The following is a 16,675-nucleotide window of genomic DNA, read 5'->3' on the forward strand; positions in this document are numbered from 1 at the left end:
TGATTAAGTGATTAAGTGTTAAGTGTTAAGTTTTAAGTGATTAAGTTTTAAGTTTTCGGGGGGGGGCGCAAAAAAATATTGAATAAGTTTTATTTTTTAAATATAATCATAATTTCCATATATTAGATTTACAAAAGACGGATAGGAGGCAATGCATGAATCGATCAATTTTTAAAACCACGGTCCTGGTGCTGGCGGGTGTGTTGATGCTCGCGGGCCTGGTTATTTTTCCGTCAACCCCGGTGGGTGCTGAAGTGAAAAAAATCGTCAGGGATACGGCGGTCAGTGATGTATACCTTCCCGGGACAGGAACGCCCATCGGCAAGGTCAGTTCCGTTTCCGGTGACGTTTTGATCATGCACGCCGATATGGGCACTGTTTTTTACGCCCGCAAGGATTATCCGGTGTATACCGGCGACACCCTCACCTCAAAAGACAAGGGCAAGATCGCCATTGTTTTAAAGGATGACAGTGTGCTGACCCTGGCGCCGGGCACCACGCTGGTGCTGAACGAAGCCGTGTTTGATCCGCAGGAAAAGAAACGCTCTGCCATGATCAGTCTCATCACCGGCAAGGCCCGATTTCTTGTGAAAAAATTCGCGGATTTCCAGAATTCCACCTTTGCCGTCAAGACCAAAACATCCGTGGCCGCGGTGCGGGGATCGGATTTTATCATTGAACAGCGGGGCGATCAGACCATTATTACCACCATGGGAATGACGGTTCTGTCGGTGACCAATACCTCCAATCCGCTGGCGGAACCCATCACTGTCACCTCCATGCAGCAATTAATATTGACGCTGGCGCAGTTGGAAGGATCTCCGTTTAATGTTACCGAGGAACAGTTAATCCAGATTCTGGAAGGCCTGGGGATTCCCACGGATGAGGGCGGCGATGAAGGTGGTGAAGGTGAAGGTGGTGAAGGAGATGAGGGCGACGAAGGTGAAGAGGGCGATGAAGGAGATGCCGGCGATTTCGGTATCGGTACCGGGGGCAGTGGGTCCTTCAGCGATCAGCCGATTTCACCCTATAGCCCCGCAACGGAATAATGGATAATATCAGAGGATATAATAGAAAACACTTGAACAGGGGAAGACATGAAACAACTTGTTAAAATCGGACTGGGGGTTTTCTTATTAATAGGACTGGGGAGCCTGACGGTGTTTGCGGCGGTGGAGTCCATTTCCGATGAAGGCATCGAAGGTGATATCTTTGGTAAAAAGAGCGGAATCATCCATCCCTTTCTGGGCGTTTCCGGAACCTACACCGACAACATGACCAACGCCAATGAAAACGAAGAATCCGACTACTACACGATCATCTCTCCTGGCGTAATGCTGGCTCTGCCCGGCACCGGCGCCACCGACGTGAGCATGAGCTCCGCTACCGGTGCCCCGGGCGGACTGGCCCAGTCCCGGCGGTCGTTGTCCACCAGCCGCCGGTTTCAGGGGATAGCCGTTTACAACCCGGAATTCAAAAAGTACAGCGACAACTCCGACGAGGATTTCACGTCCCAGCGGGTGGCCGGTGAGTTCCAGTACAACGCGCCCGTCGGCCTGTCCATAGACATTGCCGCCAAACATCAATATGCCCAGGAAATGTGGAATGAGACCCCGGACAGTATTGATCACGCCAAATACCAGGACAATGTCACCAGCGCCATTGTCGATTTTGCCCTATCGCCCAAATTCAGCCTGACCGCCGGAGGAAGTTATTACACCCTGGCCTACAAACAGGATGAATTTGAATACCGGGACCGTGATGACCGGGGCTTTTTCGGGGCCGTCAATTTTCATATCCAGCCCAAGACAAAACTCTTCTGCCAGTATGATCGGATCGACATCCGCTACGATAATGACGCTTCCGAAGACCAGGACAACGCCGAGGACACGGTGTCCGTGGGCGTTGACTGGCGGATAACCAGCAAGTCTTTCGGGCGATGCAGTGTCGGCTTCGTCGACAAAGACTATGATGACTCCGACAAGGATGATGAGTCCACCTGGAACGGGGAGGTGTCCCTCAGCCATATGTTCACCACCCGGACCATGGTGACGGCCACCGCTGTCAGGGGGTACTATGAGTCCAACCTGGCTTCCTCCGACTTTTACACGACCAACCGGGTGAGTTTAGGTTATACCCAGGCGTTTACCCACAAGCTGTTCGCCAACATGATGCTGAGCTATCAGAATGACGATTACGACAACGTTTCCGTTGAAAACGATACCTGGACTTTTTCACCGGGCGTTGGTTTTTCGCCCTACCGGTGGCTGACCTGCCGACTGTCCTGGAATCACAGTGACCGTGATTCGGACCAGGAAGACTGGGAATACACCACCAACGAGTATACCCTTTCCCTGACAGCCAGTTTCTAAACAGCGCGTTTTTTTGTTATTAACGAAATCCATGTGGCCGGGCGGGATGACTCCATGTCCCGCCCGGCCACATGATGTCGTAATAGCTTGTTTTGTCTCCCGGGCTTGACCGGAGGATGCAGTATAAAATGCTTTTTATTTGACGAAACAAAAGGCGGATACTAATATAGTATGTTCCGGTTAAATACAGACGATCACGGGGAGGCACATGTTGGTGAATAAGTTCCGCCGTTACTGTCTTGTGGCGCTGGCCGCGGTTTTTCTGTTTTCAGCCGCCACCGGTTTCTGCGATGACTACACCATCGGTCCGGGCGACCGGCTCAACGTCACCGTGTATGAAAATCCGGACCTGACCCGCACGGTCCAGGTCAGCGGGGACGGCAACATCGTTTTGCCGCTGATCGGTGAGTTCCGGGCAAAAGGGCTGACCGCCACCCGGCTGTCCCAGGTCATTACCGGCAAACTGGCTTCCGGGTACCTGGTCAACCCCCAGGTAACCGTGGTGGTGGAAGAGTACCGGAGCTTGAACGCCACCATTCTCGGCAAGGTCAACAAACCGGCCCTTTATGATCTTCGGGGAAAGACCACCCTGCTGGAGCTGATTTCCACTGCCGGCGGTCTGGCTCCCGATGCCGGACAGTATGCCTATGTTACCCGCGTTGCCTCCGACAAAAACCAGCCGGACGCCGGCCGCAAGGAAGTGATTCGGATCGATCTGAAAAAACTGGTGGAGGAAGGGGATACCACCCAGAATATTCTCATCAACGACGGGGACAGCATTTTTATCTCCAAAATGGAAAAAATTTATGTCACCGGTCAGGTCAAGTCCGCCGGATCATACTCCTATGAAGAGGGCCTGACCGTCATCAAGGCGGTGACCAAGGCCGGGGGATTTACAGACCTGGCCTCGACCAGCGGCATTAAAATTGTGCGCAAAGGCAACGGTGAGGAGCAGATTCTGAGCAAGGTGAAAATGGATGACCTGGTGGAACCGGAAGACGTGATCGTGGTGCCGGAAAGCTTCTTCTGATGGATAATCGATATGCCGTTTGACCTGCCGAATCAGAATGAAGATGAAATTCATCTGCGCGAGTATGTAACGATCATATTAAAACGGAAACGGATCGTTATCGCCATTTTTGTGGCCGCCCTGGTGATCGGCCTGCTGGTTTCTTTAAGCGCCTCTCCCATGTACACGGCCGTCACCAGGGTCAAGGTGGAGCAGAAGGCCGGCAATCCCCTCGAGGACCTGTACGGAATTTCCCGGCAGGATCCCGCCTTTTTCAATTCCCAGATCCAGATTATTTCCAGCCTGGCCGTGATGGAAAAAGTGGTCAACATCATGAAGCTGACCGAGACCTACGCTTCTCTGTTTCCCGATAAAAAGAACAAGAAAGAGGACAAAAAACCGGCGGAGGCAAACGCGGCAACCGGCGCGCCGGAAGAAAAGCCCGTTACGGAAAAACTGGCCGCAACCCTGCTGCCCGGGTTGAAGGTCGAGCGGGTCCGCGACAGCCAGATTCTTTCCCTGTCCTATACTTCCCACAACCCGGCTTTTTCCGCCCTGGTCTGCAACACCATGCCGCGGGCTTATATCGAGCAGTTGCTTGAAATGAAGATGACCAATACGGAATATACCATCGACTGGATGGAGAAAAAGGCGGTCACGGAACGGGAAAAACTGGAGGAGGCAGAACACGCGCTGCAGAATTATCTGGTTGCCCAGGATATCGTTACCATTGAAAACCGCATTACCATCATTCCGGAGCGGCTGTCCCAGATCAACACCGAGTTGAGTCAGGCCGAATCCAAACAGCGGGAACTGAAGACGATTATGGCGCAGATCGACCGCACGTCGGTGGATTCCCTGGATACCATTCCGACCATCGCGGCCGAAACCTCTCTGCAGACGATTCGCGGCCTGATCCGCGAGGCCGAACAGAATATGATTACCTTAAGCCAGAAGTACGGAGAAAAACATCCCCTTCGTATTCAGGCCCGGGATACCCTCAACGAACTGCAGGCGAAAAAAGAGGCGGAAACCCGCAACATCGTTCAGCGCATACGAAATGAAATGCAACTGGCCGCGACCAACCAGGAGAGCCTGAACCGGCAGCTTGACGATATCAAGGCCGAGGCGGCCAGGCTGAACGAAAAATCCATCCAGTACAACATTTTAAAGCGAGAGATTGAAACCCGGCGGCAGCTCTATGATGCCCTGGTGTCCCGGATCAAGGAACAGTCCATGACCAAGCAGATCCGGGATGTGGACGTGTATGTGGTGGAGCCGGCCCGCACCCCGGCGTCGCCTTCCAACCAGAACCTGCCCCGGAACCTGCTCATCGCCCTGGTCATCGGTTGTGTCGGCGGTATCGGCGCCGCCTTTTTTCTGGAATACATGGACAACACTATTTCCCTGTGCGAAGACGCCGAGGAAAAAACCGGGGTCAAGGCGATTGTTTCCATCCCTTACATCAGCGGCGAGGACGGCAAAAACCCGGAAACTATCGTCAGCCAGCATCCCGCCTCCTCGGAAGCGGAGAGTTACAAGACCGTCAGAACCGCGCTTTCCCTGTCCACTCCGACGGGCTTTCCTAAAACCATGATGGTGACCAGCGTTTATCCCAGCGACGGCAAGACCATCACCTGCGCTAATCTGGCCATCGCCATTGCCCAGGCCGATCGGTCGGTGCTGGTGGTCGATTGCGATATGCGGCGGCCGACCCTTCACCGGGTTTTTGGCAAGAGCAGCCGGAACGGGTTCGCGGAAATTCTGACCGGGCAAATCAAGAAAGACGCGGCGATCCAGGAAACCGACATACCCAACTTGCACCTGATTCCCGCGGGCACGATCCCGCCCAACCCGTCGGACCTGCTCGCCTCGGAACAGACGGTTAAGATCATCAAGGACCTTGGCAAGAATTACGATATCGTGATATTCGACACCCCGCCCATGGCCAGCGTTTCCGACGGCAGTGTCCTGGCCGGTTATGTGGAAAAAATCGTTCTGGTCACCCGTTCGGGAGTGACGCGTTACGAGGATGTCGTCCGCGTCGTCAATAACCTGGGCGCTACCTCCGCTAAAATTGTGGGGCAGGTGGTCAATGCCGTGGATATGAGCCGGCAGCGGTATTACTATCCGTATTATTATAAATACACCCAGTATTATTATGCGAGGGAAGAATAGCGACGCGGGTATAGCGCCGCGGAGCGGCGCAGTGTTAAGTTTTAAGTGGTTAAGTGGTTAAGTATTAAGTGGTTAAGTATTAAGTTTTAAGTGGTTAAGTTTTAAGTGGTTAAGTTTTAAGTTTTAAGTTTTAAGTGGTTAAGTGTTAAGTGTTAAGTGTTAAGTTTTAAGTGGTTAAGTGTTAAGTTTTAAGTGGCGCGGCGATGTCGCGCCTTTGGTGTTTTTTGGGGGATGGGTTTTGACGCCGCGAGGGATAGGTGTCAGGACGCGGCGGAGAGAATCTTCCGGGGGTTATCGTCTACCAGGCGGATGGCCTGCTGCTTCAGATATTTCTCAGCGGCTTTGACGCCCGCCGATAATTCCGGCCGTCGGTCATAAACGTTGTGTCCGTCCGATGCCATGAAAGTCACCACCTGCTTTTTCAACAGATACCGGGTCAGGGACAGCACTTCTTTTCCCATTTTGCCGTTCAGGCTGTCGGCCGTGATCTGCAGCATGACGCCGGGACTCAACAGGTCCAGCAGCCATTCCGGATTTTTGATGACAGTGGGGCATCGCTCCGGATGGGCAATGATGATCCTGTAGCCGAGCCCCGTCAAAAAGCTGAAGATGTCAGAAGAAAAAGGCAGCATGCCGGTCAGTGGAAATTCCGTCAGCAGATAGCGGGTCCCGGCCAGACCGATCCGGCAGGTGTCGTTGTCCAGCATGTAAACCGGTATTTCCGCTCCCGGGTACACGCGCACATCGATCTTCGCTTCTTTCAAACAGGCGTTCAACGCCGCCGTCCGGTCTTCGATTTCGGCCCGGTCCAGGCCCGTTCCCGGCAGATGGGGCGTGGCGATGATATGACGAATGCCGTCACGCGCCGCGATGGCGGCCATCTGGATGGCCTCGTCCATGTCGGCCGCGCCGTCGTCTACTCCCGGAAGAATATGGTTGTGAATATCAATCATGAAGTTACGGGTTCCCCTTTACCGGTTTGCCGCTTTTCACCGGGTTCTCCAGCCGGGAGCGGGCGCTTTTATGCCCGGGATTGAGCAGCAGGATTTTTTTATAAAGCTCGACGGCCTTGTACGTGATCTGAAGCCGGTCAAAAATAGTCGCCAGTTCATACATCAAACCGACCTGGTCGGGAAGTTTGGCGATGCCTCTTTCAAGCACCGCGATGGCCTCTTCATCGTTCTTTTCCTTGACGCAGAACGCGGCCAGGGTGGAATAGACGCGCGGTGACGGGGTTTCCTCCCGGTCGGCGGCATTGACCGCCTTCAGCAGAATTTCCTTTTTCATGAAATCATAATCGGTTTTTTCAATATAAGCGGCGAACCTGGCCCAGGCATAAGAACGATCGGCCATGGCGATATACATTTCCGCCGGCGTCATTTTAGCGTCCCGCATGACGTTGAAGAACATCTCGATGGTGTTCGGGCCCAGCAGCAGCCCTTTCCGGATGACATCCCTGGCTTCGGAATCTTTATCCGTTTTCAGGAGAAAGGCCGCGTACCGGGCGTAAAATTCCGGCCGCGACGGATAAAAATCAATACCGGCCGCCATCAGGGTGTCGGCCAGGCCGGCCTGGTTGCTGTAATAGGCCGCCGCGCCGGCTCTTTGAAGAAATTCGGAACGGGTGGGCGCCAGTAGAATGGCCTTTTGAAAAGCGGTCAGGGCATGGGAGAAATCACCGGAGGCCATGGCGATATCACCGGTCATGACCCGGTATATCGCTTCCAGCGGATCGACCAGGGATGCCCGTTGAGTGGCTGTTGACATGGCTTCCCGCACCGCCTGATCTTTTTTCGCCTCGGCGGTCAGCCGTTTGAACGGCGCCGCGTAATGCGTTCCGGCCCATTGTCCGGCCGATAAGACCAGCAGCGGTATCCATATAATGATGAAAACGATCATCATGGCCAGAGAGGTGCCCGGGCCGCATGGCGTCAGATAGGTGCCGGATTTTAAATGATCCCGGAAACGGGTGTGGGCGGCGGAAACCATCAGCGCGCCCAGAAAGGCGGCATACAGGGCGTTGGCGTTGATGTGAAGATTGAAATCCACCAGGCTGTGGAGCAGGATCGCGACCAGCCCCGCCATGGCCCCCAGGCAGATCAGCACGGCGTAAGGCTCGACCCTTTTTTTCAGAAAACGAAGCGTGGCCAGGAAAAGACAGAGGAAGACCGCGAAAGAGAGCAGGGCTCCGATCAGCCCGCCTTCAATTATTAACTCCAGGTAATCGTTATGAGCGTGGTCCACCACATGAAACGGGTCATGGTCCATATACCGGGGAAAGACATTCCGGAAACTGCCGAAACCCGAACCGGTCAGAGGAAAGTCCCTGATCGTGTTCAGGCCGGTTTTCGCTATCTGGTACCGGGACGCCGGTGAAGTGGACTCGACTTCCGCGCCCACACTGTCAAACTCGTGAAACACGTTTTCCCAGCCGAACCAGTTCATCGCCGCGACCAGCGCGACAATCAGCACGGCCGTCATCACCGCCAAACCGGCCAGCGGCGAACCCCGGCCGGTGCGGGCCGTACGGAAAACAGCCATGACAAAGAAGATCAGGGACAGGCACAGGCTGATCATGCCGCCCCGGCTGAGGCTCATGGCCACCGACAGGGCCATGGCGACGGCGCCCAGGCCGAGCAGAAGAAACCGCAGGAAGTCTTCATCGTCAAGGAAACCGAGAATTTTTTCACGCCAGGAGCCGAACTGCCGCGACGGACGAAGGGCAAAGGCCAGGGCCAGCGCAACCGGGAAGAGCATGCCCATCAGCCCGGCGTAGTGATTGCTGTTCACGTAAGGGCCGAACGGATTCAGGCGGGCGGCCAGCGGCCGGAACCAGAGCAGACGGTCAACGGTAAATATCGCCTGCAAGATGGAAGAAAGGGCCAGCAGTCCGCCGAAAAAGGCAATGGTCAACGTGACGCGCTTGAACATATTTCCGTCGGACAGGAGCTGAATCGCCAGGACATAAAACCCGCAGCAGACGAGGAAGCGCGACAGCTCGACCACGCCGCCCCGGATATCCAGGGAGACCGGATATAAAATGCCGCTGGCGAAAAGCCCGGCGGATTTCTGCCAGGACGATAACGACCGGGGCGAAATGACGCCCAGCATCGAAGCCGGCAGCGGAGTCAACTGAAACACCAGGTACACCCCCACCAGAAGCAGCGGGATAAGGCAGGGCACCTGGTACAGGGGCTGGCCGGTCTGAAGACGGTCGGTCAGATAAAACAGCAGGGAAAGACCGGTCAGCAGAACAAGAATGAAAAAGGCCCAGGGCTCGACACTGCCGAAGGCCAGCGGGGCGAACAGAAGCAGCAGGATGAAGGTCGCGCGGCTGGCCCGCAGCATGGGTGTGGTTGACTGGCGCGAGATGGTCATCGTCGTATCCTCCCGTCTTTTATCCCGTCATTCCATTTCGTATGGTTTACCCCAGTCCGATTCATCCAGTCCGCCCGCGATCCGCGGGAAGAACGCCGGTATTTCCGTATTGAAACGCATGCGCTCACCGGTCTGGGGATGGTTAAAGGCAAGGGACTTGGCATGCAGGGCCAGCCGTTCGTATGGCTTGTCCGGCCGCCCGTATTTGCGGTCGCCGATCACCGGATACCCTTTTTCGGCAAAATGAACCCGGATCTGGTTTTTGCGGCCGGTATACAGTTTGATTTTGACGATACTCATTAAACGGGTCTGCTTGATGACGCGGTATCCGGTTCGCGCCGGTCGTCCTTTTGATGGGTCATCGGTGGAGGAGACAAACTGGTCTTTATCTTCGGTTAGATTGCTTTCAATGATGCCCGACGCCGGATTGACGTGACCATGCACGGCCGCCAGGTAAAGCTTTTCCGTTTTGTCCCAGTTTTTTTTCAGGCGCTGCTGGAGGAGATAGGTTTTGGCGAAGACCATCAAACCGGAGCTGTCCCGGTCCAGCCGGTGGACCACGAACACGCGGTTCTTCGAGCGGCTGCAGCCTTTGCGGACATAGTCGGTGAGAATCCGCTCGACGGTGTTGTTCTGGTCCCGGTGAAAGCTCATGGAAAGAATCCCCGTTTCCTTGCTGATGACCAGAATGTATCGGTCATCGTAAAGAATTTCAAGCCCCCTGGGGCGATGTCGGGACGGAGGACGTCGGGTTGATTCTGCCATTTCTCGTTTGATCCGATTTTATCTTTTTACACCTTCATCAAAAAAAACAGGGTGGCAAAAACTTAATTGTTCGTTGCCACCCTGTCTTTGTAAAACGGTAAATCTTGTGTGCCGGTACCTTGCTACTTTTTTGTGGTCTTCTTGGCAGTAGCTTTTTTTGCCGCGGGTTTTTTGGCGGCAGCTTTTTTTGCTGCGGGTTTTTTTGCGGCAGGTTTCTTGGCCGCGGGTTTTTTCGCAGCAGGTTTTTTGGCCGCGGTTTTCTTCTTCGCGGCCGTCTTCTTGGTTGCTGCCTTCTTTGCTGGTGCCATGAGCCCCTCCTTTTCCTTTCTGGTTAATTAACCAACCTCGTTCCCTTAACGAGGTTTCACGGTGCGGTAAGAACCGCATGAGGTTGTGTTAATTTTTTTTTATAATACTATATATAGTGTGTCAATATTTTTTTATTTTTTTGTTGAATTTTTTTCATTTTTTTTTTCGTATCCGGATAATCGTCGACAACATCAACCGTGGTCAGCCGATCTCATTTCGATGGCCGTTGGTTATGATAAAGCGTTTGTTCCATCGGCATCCGTTTTGTTAATTCTGACGGGAACTCCTGACAAGGCCGCGTTGCCGCTGATATCCAGCCGGCTGCTGTCGGTGATGTCGTTAATGCTGACGCCGGGATACCCGGCGGCCACACGCAGCCGCGCGCCCTCGCGATCATGACCCCAGCCATGGGGAATGCTGATGACGCCCGGCATGATGTGATCGGTTACTTCGGCTTCAATGACAATGCTGCCGACTCGTGATGCGACGCGGATAAAATCACCGGACGCGATCGATCTTGTTTCCGCGTCACCGGTGTTAATCAAAGCGGTGCAGCGATTGGTTTGATTCCGCATGCTCCGGCAGTTGTGCAGCCAGGTGTTGTTGGACATGAGGTTGCGGCGGCTGATCAGAAGCAGATCGAACGTTCCGGTCTCTTCGGCGATCGGACCGGTGGCGGCGTCCGCGTCTAATTTTTTAAGCGCGGCAACCAGCATTTCCGGAGCCAGATGGATTCGTTTGTCTGTTGTGAACAGACGATCCGGAAGACGGGGTGCCAGCGGGCCCAGATCCAGGCCGTGCTCGGCCTGTTTGACTTTCGACAGCGTCAGGCCGGAGCCGAATATATTCAGACCCGAACCGTAGGGCCCGAAGCGCAGCATCAGATCGAGCAGCAGTTCCGGTCTGGCCAGTTTAAGCGCCAGGCGGAGCAGCGGATTTGCAATGAAGCAGGCCGTCAGTTCGGAAAGGATCTGCCAGTTATGGCGCGTGTCCGGAGCGGGCCTGATTACGGGTTGCGAGTACGCGGCGAAATTGCGGACTCCGGCCAGATTGGTCATGGTGCCGAAGTTGTGGTGTTCCAGGATACCGGTGGGCGGCAGGATAATGTGCGCGTGGCGTGAGGATTCGGTGACGTACCAGTCCATGGCCACCATGAAGTCCAGTGTTCCAAGGGCCTGATCGATGAGCCTGCCGTCGGGCGCGGAGAGAACCGGGTTGCCGGCGATGGTGATCAACGCTTTGATTTGCCCATCGCCCGGCGTAAGAATTTCTTCCGCCATTACCGCGGTGGGAAATTCACCGGCAAAGTCCGGCAGTCCGCTGACCCGGCTGTGATGTCTGGCGATATAACCTTTCTCATTGCTTCGGGCCAGAAAGTCGACAAAATCCAGAGCCGGTGTCGGAAACATGAGACCGCCGGGCCGGTCCATCTTCCCGGTGATGATATTGAAGACCATGATCAGCCAGGAGGTCAGCGTGCCGTATTCCTGAACACACGTGCCCATGCGGCCGTAGCAGACGGCCTTTTCCGCCCGGCAGAATTCCATGGCCAGCCGACGAATCTCTTCCGCTTTGATGCCGGTGAAGCCGGCCGCTTTCTCCGCCGTGAAGTTTTTGACGGCGGCTTTGATCGTGTCAATACCGTCCGTGAACGAAGCCAGTCTTCCCGGATCGGCCAGTCCTTCTTCAAAGACCGTGTTCACCAGGGCGGCCATGAGAAAAACATCCGTGCCCGGCCGGATAAACAGATGCCGATCGGCCAGAGAAGCGGTCCGGGTAAGGACCGGATCGATCACCACTACTTTGCCATGGCGCTGCTGAATGTCTTTGACGCGCCGCGGCATGCCGGAGGCGGTCATGATGCTGCCGCCGGATACGGCCGGATTGGCGCCGATAATGAGAAAATAATCCGTCCGGTCGATATCCGGAACGGGAAACAGGAATTGGTGACCGAACAGCAGGTAACAGACCATCATCAGCGGCAGCTGGTCCAGCGAACTGGCCGAATAACGGTTATGGGTATTCATCGCCCGCAGCAGAAAGCCGAGGTAAATCATGTTGCCGTGGTAATGGGCGTTGGGGTTCCCGACATACAGCGCCACGGCATGGCGGCCATATCGACGGCGGATGTCCCTGATCCGTTTTTCGATTTCAGCAAAGGCTTCCCGCCAGCCGATTCGTTCCCATTTTTTTCCATTCCTGCGGACAGGGTGCCTGAGGCGGTCCGGGTCCTGGGTCAACTCACTGATCGCCAGAGACTTGGGGCAGGTGAACCCTTTCGAGAAAACGTTTTCCCGGTCGCCGCGGATGGATTCGATCATGCCGTCGCGGGTAATGATTTCAAGCCCGCATTCGGCTTCGCAGATGGGACAGATGTAGTGATGCGTTTGTGTCGTGGACATATTTTTATTCTCCATGGTTTGAAAGAATATAATAGATAAGGGGGGAAGGGGCAAGGCTTGAGGTACAGGGGGAAAGTTTTAAGGGTTAAGTGTTAAGTTTTAAGTGTTAAGTGTTAAGTGTTAAGTTTTAAGTTTTAAGGGTTCAGGGATGTAGAGGCACGGCGTGCCGTGCCCTTGAGCGGTCGTTGGGGATGGCGGGTGTGATGATGAAAGTGCAGGAGAAGGATTTAGCCTTCCAGTCCTCCGCGACCCCGATATGATTTTTAGTGGTTTTGTGATAGTCTCCGTTTTAAATCGTCGTCTTTTAATCGTTTTGGGTTAATTCCTCGCAGCTTGCGGCGGGGGCATTTAATATGGATACTAATCGCGACCCGCGAGTACAACTGACGGGAGGCAACCTGTTTTGAAAAGCCAGTTTGATGATCGTATCGCAAGAGCCCGTGCGGAATTAGATAATGAAGACATCGATGCCCTGCTGGTGACCACGGCGGAGAACCGCCGGTACCTGAGCGGTTTTACCGGTGAGGACGGCGGCGTTAACGAGTCGGCCGGCGCGCTGCTGATCACGCGTGACCGGCTGCTGCTGCTGACTGATTCCCGTTTCACGCTTCAGGCCCGGGAGGAAGCCGTCGGGTATGATATTCACCAGGTCAGGCAGGGATTTGCAAAAGAGCTTCCGCCGATGTTAAAACAACTCAACGCCCGCTGCCTGGGATTTGAAGCCGAGCGTATGCCCCACGCGGAGTATCTTAAAATCATGGACCAGCTCGCGGCCGATTACGTCGGCGTCACCCTGAAACCGGTAGACGCGCGCCTGGCGGATGTGCGGATAAAAAAAGAGAAGAAAGAGATTGAAACCATGCGGCGCGCCCTGGAGATTTCCGAGGCGGCCTTTGAGGCGTTTATCTCACATGATTTAAAGAATGGCATTACGGAAACGCGGGCCGCCTGGCTGCTGGAAAAAAGACTGCGGGAAGCCGGCGCCGAGGCCATGGCCTTTCCGATCATCGCGGCTTTTGGAGAAAACAGCGCCCGGCCGCACGCGGTCTGCGGCGACCGGACGCTTTCCGATGGGCTGCCGGTACTGTTCGACTGGGGAGCGCGGCTGAACGGATATTGCGCCGATATCTCCCGCAGTTTCATGAAAGGCCGCGGCGATGACACCTACCGGAAGGTTCACCGGACGGTTTACGAAGCCCAGCAACTGGCGATTGAGGCGGTCAGGCCGGGCATATCCGCCAGAGAGGTTGATGCCGTGGCCCGGCAACACATCGAACGAGCCGGATATCAGGACCGGTTCGGCCACGGCCTGGGGCACGGAGTGGGGCTGGCGGTTCATGAATCGCCCCGGGTCAGTCCCTTATCCACGGGAACTCTGGAAGAGGGCATGGTCTTTACCGTCGAGCCCGGTATTTATCTTGCCGGATGGGGCGGGGTCAGAATCGAGAATATGGTGGTGGTCCGCGCCGACGGCGCCGAGGTTCTGAATCAAAGCGACGGCCAGGTTCCGGAAAGAATCTGATGGACAACCTCCATGAACATGTCGACCAGTATTTAAATTACCTCCTGGTCGAGAAGGGCCTGTCAAAAAACACCCTGGCCGCTTACGGCAGCGATCTGGCACGGTACGTCGATTTTCTGAAAAACAATCAGATTGAAAATGTTTCCGCCGATGACATGCCGGTCGTGCTCAAATACCTGATTGACATGAGAAGCAGCGGCCTGGACAAACGTTCCCGGGCCCGTCACCTGGTGGCCCTGCGGGGATTTTACAAGTATCTGACCCAGGAAAAAATTATCCGGCACAACCCGGTGACGGTAGTTGACATGCCCAAGATCGGCCTGAAACTGCCTGATGTCCTGTCGGTTTCGGAAGTGGCCGCGCTGCTGGACGCGCCCGATACCGGCAACGCCAAAGGCAAGCGGGACGCGGCCATGCTGGAATTGCTTTACGCCGCCGGCCTGCGGGTGTCGGAACTGGTCAATATAACGGTGCAGAACGTGAACACGGAAGTCTCCTTTGTCCGGGTCTTCGGGAAAGGCGCCAAGGAACGGGTCGTGCCCATCGGCAGTATTGCCGCCGGAAAACTGGAGGACTACATCAGAAATATCCGTCCCCTGCTGTTAAAAAACCAGACCAGCCGCTACCTGTTTATCGCCTGGCGCGGGAACCCCATGACGCGGCAGGGATTCTGGAAACTGCTCAAAAAATACGCCCGGGCCGCCGGCATCGAAAAACGGGTCACGCCCCACTCGCTGCGGCATTCCTTTGCCAGCCATCTGCTGGAAGGCGGCGCGGATCTGCGCTCGGTGCAGATGATGCTGGGGCATACCGATATCGCCACCACTCAAATCTACACCCATGTGGCCTTCGGCCATCTCAAAGACGTGCATTCCCGCTATCATCCGCGATTTCAAGCGCGATAAGCGAAAACTAATTGCTTGACAATATTGGTAGGAATTCTAAAAATTAACAGGTTATGGGCAAGCCGGGGTTTTCCGGTGGATTCGATGAAGCCGCCGTCATGTTTCAGCGGATGAGACGGCCGTAAACGTTCACCATGCAGACGCGAAGGGGTGGGAATGAGTTCTGATCCAATGGAGACTGGTCCAGGCGGGGCAGTCAATGGAATCTGGTACGGCGATGGAGAAGTGACGCCGGAATCCGGTGAGGACGCCATCCGGCGGGCGCTGTTTTCCGTTTCCCGGCCTCTGTTTCTGGTGAAGATGAATAACGCCGTTGGCGCGTCCGTCGGCGGCAGCGCCAGGTTGACGGCGGCAAGGCAACCGGCCGCGGATGGCGGCCTTCCCCTGATCGGCTACGCGCCGCCGCTGCCGCCGGAGCAGTTCGGCGATCCTGAATTTAAAAAGATGATCGGCCTCCGTTATGCCTATGTCGCCGGGGCCATGGCCAACGGCATCACCTCCGTTAAAATGGTCCAGGCCATGGCCCGGGCCGGCATGGTGGGGTTTTTCGGGGCGGCCGGTCTGCCGCCGTCTAAAGTAGAGGCGGCCATCAGCGAACTGCAGGCCTCCCTGGGCGATCTTCCCTTCGGCGTCAATCTGATCCATTCACCGGTGGAATCGTCCCTGGAAAAAGCCATTGTCGATCTGTACCTGAAGAAAGGCGTTAACCTGATCAGCGCCTCGGCCTTCATGCGGTTGACGCCTTACATTGTCCTGTACCGGGTCAGGGGGATTCATCGTGACCATCACGGTAATATTATCGTCCCCAACCGGATCGTGGCCAAGGTGTCCCGAACGGAAGTGGCCGCCCGGTTTTTCTCTCCGCCGCCGGAAAAGATCTTAACCGGTCTGGTAGAGCAGGGGCTGATTACCGCCGAAGAAGCCGCCCTGGCCGAGAAAATTCCCATGGCCGACGCCCTGACGGCGGAAGCCGACTCCGGCGGGCATACCGATAACCGGCCGGCCCTGGCGCTGCTGCCGACCATGATGACCCTGCGCGACGAGTTGTGCGCCCGATACCATTATCCCCGAAACATTCCGGTGGGCCTGGGCGGCGGTATCGCCACGCCCGTGTCCGCCGCCGCCGCCTTTGCCATGGGCGCCGCCTATGTGCTGACCGGCTCCGTGAACCAGTCCTGCGTCGAAGCCGGCGTCACCCCATTGGTCCGCGACATGCTGGTGGCCGCGGAACAGGCCGATGTCACCATGGCGCCCGCGGCGGATATGTTCGAGATGGGCGGAAAAGTGCAGGTGCTCAAACGCGGCACCATGTTTCCCATGCGGGCCGCCAAGCTTTACGACCTGTATGTGCGGTATAAGGATTATACCGAGCTGCCCGCCAAGGAGCGGGAGAATATCGAAAAAAACCTGCTGCGGCGGGGTTTTGATGAAGAGTGGCGGGACACCCGCCGGTTTTTCGAAGAGCGGGACCCGAAGCAGATCGAACGGGCGGAAAAAGATCCCCGGCACAAGATGGCCCTGGTTTTCCGGTCCTACCTGGGACGGTCTTCCATGTGGGGCATCACCGGCGAGGAGGACCGCAAGGTCGATTATCAGATCTGGTGCGGCCCGGCCATGGGCGCTTTCAATGAATGGGTCCGGGGCAGTTTTCTGGAAAAAGCGGAGAACCGCGACGTGACGACCGTGGCCATGAACCTGCTTTTCGGCGCCGCGGTGATCACCCGCTTCGGCTGGCTGCAAAATCAGGGCGGTCTGCTGCCGGTATCGGCGGGCAAGGTAACGCCGCTGCCCCTTGAAAAAATTTCCGAATGGATCAATCAATAATCCAAGAAGGT

General features: G+C 55.7%; 12 protein-coding genes. 7 read left to right on the plus strand and 5 right to left on the minus strand.

From position 1 onward, the window contains the following. Positions 1 to 155: 155 nt before the first annotated feature. The 4 genes from AB1724_18240 (at position 156) to AB1724_18255 (ending at position 5,559) form a co-directional block, all read left to right on the plus strand. Complete coding sequence (locus AB1724_18240) at positions 156 to 1,049, plus strand: FecR family protein (GenBank protein ID MEW6079752.1); 894 nt, start codon at positions 156 to 158, stop codon at positions 1,047 to 1,049. Between the two features lie 48 nt (positions 1,050 to 1,097). Beyond that, positions 1,098 to 2,372, plus strand: coding sequence for an outer membrane beta-barrel protein (locus AB1724_18245; protein MEW6079753.1), 1,275 nt, complete (start codon positions 1,098 to 1,100; stop codon positions 2,370 to 2,372). 214 nt (positions 2,373 to 2,586) lie between these two features. Then, positions 2,587 to 3,402 (plus strand): polysaccharide biosynthesis/export family protein, encoded by an 816-nt coding sequence (locus AB1724_18250; GenBank protein ID MEW6079754.1) that lies wholly within the window; start codon positions 2,587 to 2,589, stop codon positions 3,400 to 3,402. A gap of 12 nt (positions 3,403 to 3,414) precedes the next feature. Further along, positions 3,415 to 5,559, plus strand: coding sequence for a polysaccharide biosynthesis tyrosine autokinase (locus AB1724_18255; GenBank protein ID MEW6079755.1), 2,145 nt, complete (start codon positions 3,415 to 3,417; stop codon positions 5,557 to 5,559). 260 nt (positions 5,560 to 5,819) lie between these two features. Here the strand turns inward: AB1724_18255 and AB1724_18260 are convergent, their stop codons facing one another. The 5 genes from AB1724_18260 to AB1724_18280 all read right to left on the minus strand — a co-directional run bounded on the left by AB1724_18260 (position 5,820) and on the right by AB1724_18280 (position 12,413). Next, positions 5,820 to 6,512 carry a CpsB/CapC family capsule biosynthesis tyrosine phosphatase gene (locus AB1724_18260; GenBank protein ID MEW6079756.1) on the minus strand — a complete coding sequence of 231 codons (693 nt, stop codon included), beginning with the start codon at positions 6,510 to 6,512 and terminating at the stop codon, positions 5,820 to 5,822. A gap of 4 nt (positions 6,513 to 6,516) precedes the next feature. Continuing rightward, positions 6,517 to 8,937, minus strand: coding sequence for an O-antigen ligase family protein (locus AB1724_18265; protein ID MEW6079757.1), 2,421 nt, complete (start codon positions 8,935 to 8,937; stop codon positions 6,517 to 6,519). A gap of 27 nt (positions 8,938 to 8,964) precedes the next feature. Further along, positions 8,965 to 9,702 carry an RluA family pseudouridine synthase gene (locus AB1724_18270; GenBank protein MEW6079758.1) on the minus strand — a complete coding sequence of 246 codons (738 nt, stop codon included), beginning with the start codon at positions 9,700 to 9,702 and terminating at the stop codon, positions 8,965 to 8,967. Positions 9,703 to 9,824: 122 nt separating this feature from the next. Continuing rightward, entirely contained in the window at positions 9,825 to 10,010 is a 186-nt protein-coding gene (locus AB1724_18275; GenBank protein ID MEW6079759.1) for a hypothetical protein, read from the minus strand. 231 nt (positions 10,011 to 10,241) lie between these two features. Then, positions 10,242 to 12,413: a molybdopterin-dependent oxidoreductase gene (locus AB1724_18280; GenBank protein MEW6079760.1), complete on the minus strand. Its 2,172-nt coding sequence runs from the start codon at positions 12,411 to 12,413 to the stop codon at positions 10,242 to 10,244. A 403-nt stretch (positions 12,414 to 12,816) separates the two neighbouring features. Here AB1724_18280 and AB1724_18285 point away from each other — a divergent pair, with 403 nt between their 5' ends. The 3 genes from AB1724_18285 to AB1724_18295 all read left to right on the plus strand — a co-directional run bounded on the left by AB1724_18285 (position 12,817) and on the right by AB1724_18295 (position 16,664). Next, a complete protein-coding gene (locus AB1724_18285) occupies positions 12,817 to 13,935 on the plus strand; it encodes an aminopeptidase P family protein (protein ID MEW6079761.1) in 1,119 nt (372 codons plus the stop codon). Then, positions 13,935 to 14,840: a site-specific tyrosine recombinase XerD gene (gene xerD, locus AB1724_18290; protein MEW6079762.1), complete on the plus strand. Its 906-nt coding sequence runs from the start codon at positions 13,935 to 13,937 to the stop codon at positions 14,838 to 14,840. Before AB1724_18285 ends, xerD begins: the two co-directional genes overlap by 1 nt. A 171-nt stretch (positions 14,841 to 15,011) precedes the next feature. Further along, positions 15,012 to 16,664 (plus strand): PfaD family polyunsaturated fatty acid/polyketide biosynthesis protein, encoded by a 1,653-nt coding sequence (locus tag AB1724_18295; GenBank protein ID MEW6079763.1) that lies wholly within the window; start codon positions 15,012 to 15,014, stop codon positions 16,662 to 16,664. Positions 16,665 to 16,675 lie beyond the last annotated feature (11 nt).

The organism is Thermodesulfobacteriota bacterium, from assembly GCA_040753795.1.
Classification (GTDB): domain Bacteria; phylum Desulfobacterota; class Desulfobacteria; order Desulfobacterales; family Desulfosudaceae; genus JBFMDX01.